At 61.2% G+C, this 5,020-nt stretch carries 4 protein-coding genes; all 4 read right to left on the bottom strand.

What is annotated here, in order from left to right; all coding sequences use genetic code 11:
- On the bottom strand, positions 1–819 hold an 819-nt coding region (locus tag Y708_RS28575; RefSeq protein ID WP_035776678.1), incomplete at its 3' end, for an efflux RND transporter permease subunit.
- 52 nt (positions 820–871) lie between these two features.
- A complete protein-coding gene (locus Y708_RS0116090) occupies positions 872–2,368 on the bottom strand; it encodes a malate:quinone oxidoreductase (RefSeq protein WP_028280712.1) in 1,497 nt (498 codons plus the stop codon).
- Positions 2,369–2,504: 136 nt separating this feature from the next.
- Entirely contained in the window at positions 2,505–4,229 is a 1,725-nt protein-coding gene (locus tag Y708_RS25715) for an ABC transporter substrate-binding protein (protein ID WP_173401528.1), read from the bottom strand.
- 173 nt (positions 4,230–4,402) lie between these two features.
- Positions 4,403–5,020, bottom strand: a 618-nt coding sequence (locus tag Y708_RS25710; protein ID WP_081746889.1) for a fasciclin domain-containing protein, incomplete at its 5' end; no start/stop codon positions are given.

Raw genomic sequence — 5,020 nt, 5'->3', positions numbered from 1 at the left:
AACGTCGGCGACCCCGCCAATGGTGACCGGCGCCGAAGCGGATGGTGGGGTGGCAGGGGAGCGGGAACCGTCGTCGTCCGCCGAAGCAATCGGAATTGCGCGGATGTCGTCCAGGGACTCAATCGGGCTGCCCGCCTGGATAGTCAGCGAGCGGTCATCTTCTTCGACGGTGCCCACAGGAAACAGGGCGCCGTTGTTCTCCAATGCATCAGCAATATCACCAACAGTCAGGTTATTCTCTGCGAGCTGCCCATCTCTCGGGAGAATGGAGATATGCTGACCGGCGCCGCCGCTGACATCGGCGCTCCTGACTCCCTCAAGTTTCTGCAGCCGTGGAACGGTGAGCCGCGCAAGTTCACCGCCGAGTTCGCTGAGGGACCCGTCGGAGGACACAGCCATGAAGACAATGGGCAGGTCACTGATACTTCCGGCCAGTGACTGCGGTGATACATCCTCCGGCAACGCGGTCCGGACAGTCGAGATGGCCCGGTCAACCTGCCCTCGCGCGCGGTCAAGGTTAGTGCCGTAGGCGAACATCAGGCTGATGGTGGACACGCCCGTCCGCGACGTAGCGGAGGACGATTCCAGTCCCTCCACGCCGCTCAGCGCACTCTCCAGCGGCTCGCTGACCTGCTTGTCCAAATACTCCGGCGACGCCCCGGGCACTGAAGAGACCACGGTGATCTGCGGAAACTCAAGTGAAGGAATGAGTTCCTGCTTCAGTGATCCCATGGTGATCACACCAAAAACAGCTGCGAACACCGTGATCAGTGCGATCAGGGCCCGATTGCCCAGGGAAAGCCGCGCCAAACGGAACATCGGTTATGCCTGCTGCCTTGCTGGCTGCCCTCCGGACTTGGACGGCAGTAGGTTAGTGGAGCCCCAGCACCTTGTCCGTCATGGACAGGATGTCCTCCGCGAGCGATTCGTTCTCATTGAGCTTGACGCCGTAGCCGGGGATCATTTCCTTCAGTTTCGGCTCCCACGCCGCAAGCTGTCCGGGGAAGCAGCGGCGGAGTACTTCGATCATGATCGGAGCGGCCGTCGATGCACCGGGGGAAGCTCCGAGGAGCGCACCCACCGTGCCGTCCGCCGAAGTGATGACCTCGGTGCCGAATTGGAGGATACCCCCCGTGCGGGGTGCCTTCTTGATGACCTGTACACGCTGTCCGGCCGTAATCAGTTCCCACCGGTTTCCGTCCGCTGACGGAATGAACTCGTTCAGAAAGGTGTTCTTGGCGTCGCGGCTCTTCAGCACCTCGGAAATCAGGTACTTGGTCAGGGGTATGTTGTCCTTGCCCACAGCGAGCATGGGGATGATGTTGGAGGGACGGATGGAGCCCGGAAGATCCAGCAGCGAGCCTCGTTTGAGGAACTTCGTGGAGAAGCCTGCGTACGGACCAAACAGGAGGGATCTCTCGCCGTTCACAAAGCGGGTGTCCAGGTGTGGAACGGACATCGGTGGAGCGCCCACTGATGCCTGCCCATAAACCTTGGCGTGGTGCTGATTCACAGTGACCGGATTGGCGCACCGGAGGAACTGCCCCGACACGGGGAAACCGGCGTAACCTTTTCCTTCAGGTATGCCGCTGGCCTGCAACAGCTGAAGCGCCCCGCCTCCCGCACCAATGAAAACAAACCGGGCGTTGACGGTCTTGTGTTCACCCGTTGCCCTGTTTCTTACCCTGACATCCCACCTGCTGTTGGAGGCCCTCGAGATGTTGGTGACGTCATGCCCGTAGCGGAGGTCGACGTCGTTCTCTTCCAGGTAGCTGGTCAGCCCACGGGTCAGCGCTCCAAAATCAACATCGGTGCCGCCTGCCACCCGCGACGCCGCGACGGGCTGCGACGGGTCCCTGTCCTTCATGAGCAACGGGGTCCAATCGGCAATGGCCGCGTGGTCATCCGTGTGCTCAATGGACTTGAAGAGGGGCTGGGAACGCAGCGACTCATAGCGTCGGCGCAGGTACTCCACATTGCTGCTTCCCCAGACAAAGCTCATGTGGGGTACCGCATTGATGAAATTTCCGGGATCGCCCAGATGGCCCTGGGACACCATATGGGACCAGAACTGCCGCGAAACCTGGAACTGCTCGTTGATTGACACAGCCTTTGCCGGGTCAACCGATCCGTCCTTCGCTGCCGGCGAATAGTTCAATTCGCAGAGCGCGGCATGGCCCGTTCCTGCGTTGTTCCAGGGGTCGGAGCTTTCCAGTCCCGCGCGGTCAAGGCGTTCAAACAGTGATATGCCCCAGTCGGGCTGGAGTTGCTTCAGGAAGGCGCCCAGAGTGGCGCTCATGATGCCGCCGCCGATGAGAACGACGTCAGTGTGGTCCGCGGGCTTTCCCGCCTGGCTTTTAGCAGTCAACGTATGTCTCCAAACAGCATGGGCGCTAGCCTAAGAAGCCTAGCCGTTGGAGTCCGTCAATCTAAATTGGGAACATCCGATTGCACGTGATCCTGCTCGCATCCGGGCACTTTAGATGCCTCATTCCCAGGTTGTTCTAGCTCTCCTCGTCGGGTTCGGGTAGTTCAACGTCAGCGAGGTCGATGGCGTTGAAGACCTCGTTCATGACGGGGCTTACGGGATATTCCAGGACCCGTTCCGAGACAACCAGCGCAGAGATGGGAAAGGCAAGCGGAACCGCGGGGAGCCCGGTGTTCACCTGTTCGCTGATGTCCTGGTAGGCCGCGGTGCGTTCCTCGCCGTTGGGCAGAGTGCCCGCCCTGTCCACCATGCTGAAAAGTTGATTGTCCCGGAATGCAAACTCCTCGGAGTAACTGCCGAAGAGGGGGCTGGCGAAGTTGTCGGGATCCTGGAAACTGCCGCTCCAGCCCAGGAGGTGGAACGCGCGGTTGTCGTCATTCTGGACTATTTGAAGGTATCCATCGGACCAGCGGGTGGGAACCGGCTGGAGATTGAACCCGGCCGCCGTAAGCTGGCGGCTGAGTTCGGCGTAGACCTTCTCCGGGGATGAGAGATACGGCCGGGAGACGTTCAGCGGATAGTGGAATGGAAGTTCCTCGCCGTCGTAGCCGGATTCAGCAAGCAGTTCGCGAGCCCTGTCAGGATTGTATTCATAGTCGGTGATCTCCTCATTGGTGACTCCCAGCTTTGGGGGGAAAAACTGGTTCGCCGGGCTGGTCCCGTTGAGGAAGCTGCCGTTGATGAGGGCGGGCTTGTCGATTGCGTGCGCAACCGCTTGCCGGAAAATGAGATTGTCCACCCCTGGAAAATCCTGGTTCATGCCCAGATAGAGCACCGAATACGGGTCACGCTGCAGGATCTGTTGGCCTTCGCGTGCCAACTCGGCGGCGCTGTCCACTGTCACAAAATCGTAGCCGTCGATTCTGCCGGTGTTCATCGCCCTGAGCCGTGCCTCCGAGCGTGGGAGAGTCTTGAAGGTCACGGTCTGGATCTCCCCACGGTTGCCCCAGTAGCCCTCAAAAGAGGTCAGCAGTACTTCATCCGCTTCCCAGCTTTTGAACTCAAACGGTCCGGTACCCACGGGGCTGAGCGCATATTCGGACAGTTGCGTGCCGCCGCGCGCCTCCGTCAGCTGGTTGGCCGAGAGCTCCTCGAGCGCCTTGGGGGAGGACATGGCAAAGGCCGGCATTGCCATGGCCGGGATAAAGGCGGTGAGGCGGGCGGTGAGGCGGATCAGTACCTCGTACTCACCGAGCGGCTGGCATGAATTGTAGAGTGATGCTCCGGGTTCGTCTGAAAATGCCTTGAAGACCGACTTGAACCCGATGCTCGCATCCAGTTGCCGGGTTTCCTCCGGCATGGTGTACCAGCGTTCAAAATTTGCGCAGACCGATTCCGCGTTGAACGGCTCATCATCGTGGAAGACCACGTCATCCCGAAGCTTGAAGGCGTATGCCCGGCCTTCGTCGCGTTCCTCCCAGGAGGTGGCAAGAAGCGGGGTTGGCTCGGAGGTCACCGGATCCACGCTCACCAGGCCCTCCAAAACCTGCCGCGTGACACGGTAAGACTCGGTGTCGGCAACCAGCGCTGGGTCAAGCCCGGTGGGATCCGCGGCAGTACCAAACGTGAAATCTCCCCTCGTCGCGGCCGTCGTCGGCTCAACGGTGGATGACGTGGTGGTGGCGGGGACCGGCGGGGCGGGGGAGGTGCAGGAGGTCAGGGCCAGCACCGACGCCGCTGCAGCAATCCGCAGCGCCGGCCGGCGGCCGTTAAGCCGTCGTGCCGCTGGGGTCCTTGGCATGATCTCCTTGGGGCGTGCGCCTGCGGCGTCGTTCGGTGGGAAAGGACCAGTCTAATTGAAAGCCGGTGCACCACGTGATGCACCGGTACAGGAAAAGGCGGACACCCGCACCTAAGTGCGGGGTCCGCCTTTTTACCCTGACCCAGATTAGAGGAGTCGAATCAGGGAACCTGTTACTCGGCTGCTGGAACCTCGAGCACCGTGTCGATCATGTACACGGTTGCGTTCTCGGTGACAACGCCGCCACAGACAACGGCTGCGCCGTTATCGCCAACGGTGATTTCGTCACCCTCGCCTTCGACCGTCAGCTCAGCGCCGTTGGCCGTGGGGTGGGTGCCTGCAACCTCGTCCGGGGTCAGCTGACCGGGGACCACGTGGTAGGTCAGGATGCCACTGAGAAGATCGGCGTCCGTGCTCAATGCCTCAAGGGTGGCTTCGTCGAGTTTCGCGAAGGCCTCATCGGTGGGAGCGAAAACGGTGAACTCATCACCATTCAGGGTGTCAACGAGGTCAACATCCGGGTTTACCCCGCCCGAAACCGCTGAGGTCAGGGTGGTGAGGATGGGGTTGGCAGCGGCGGCGTCGGCCACTGGCAGAAGAGCCATGCCCTGCACGGACCCGTCTCCCTCAGGAACCTCGGCTGCGTAATCCTCGCAACCGGGACCAACCAGGTTGGCAGCTGGATCCATGTCTGAATCCATGCCCTCTTCGGTGGCTTCTTCGGTCATTTCCTCGGTCATCTCGGGAGCTGCTTCAGAGGCAACTTCCTCAGGTGCTTCGGCCGCCGGCTG

This window comes from Arthrobacter sp. H5, from assembly GCF_000520595.1.
Classification (GTDB): Bacteria; Actinomycetota; Actinomycetes; order Actinomycetales; family Micrococcaceae; genus Arthrobacter_D.
This window is presented reverse-complemented; position numbering and strand designations above follow the sequence as displayed.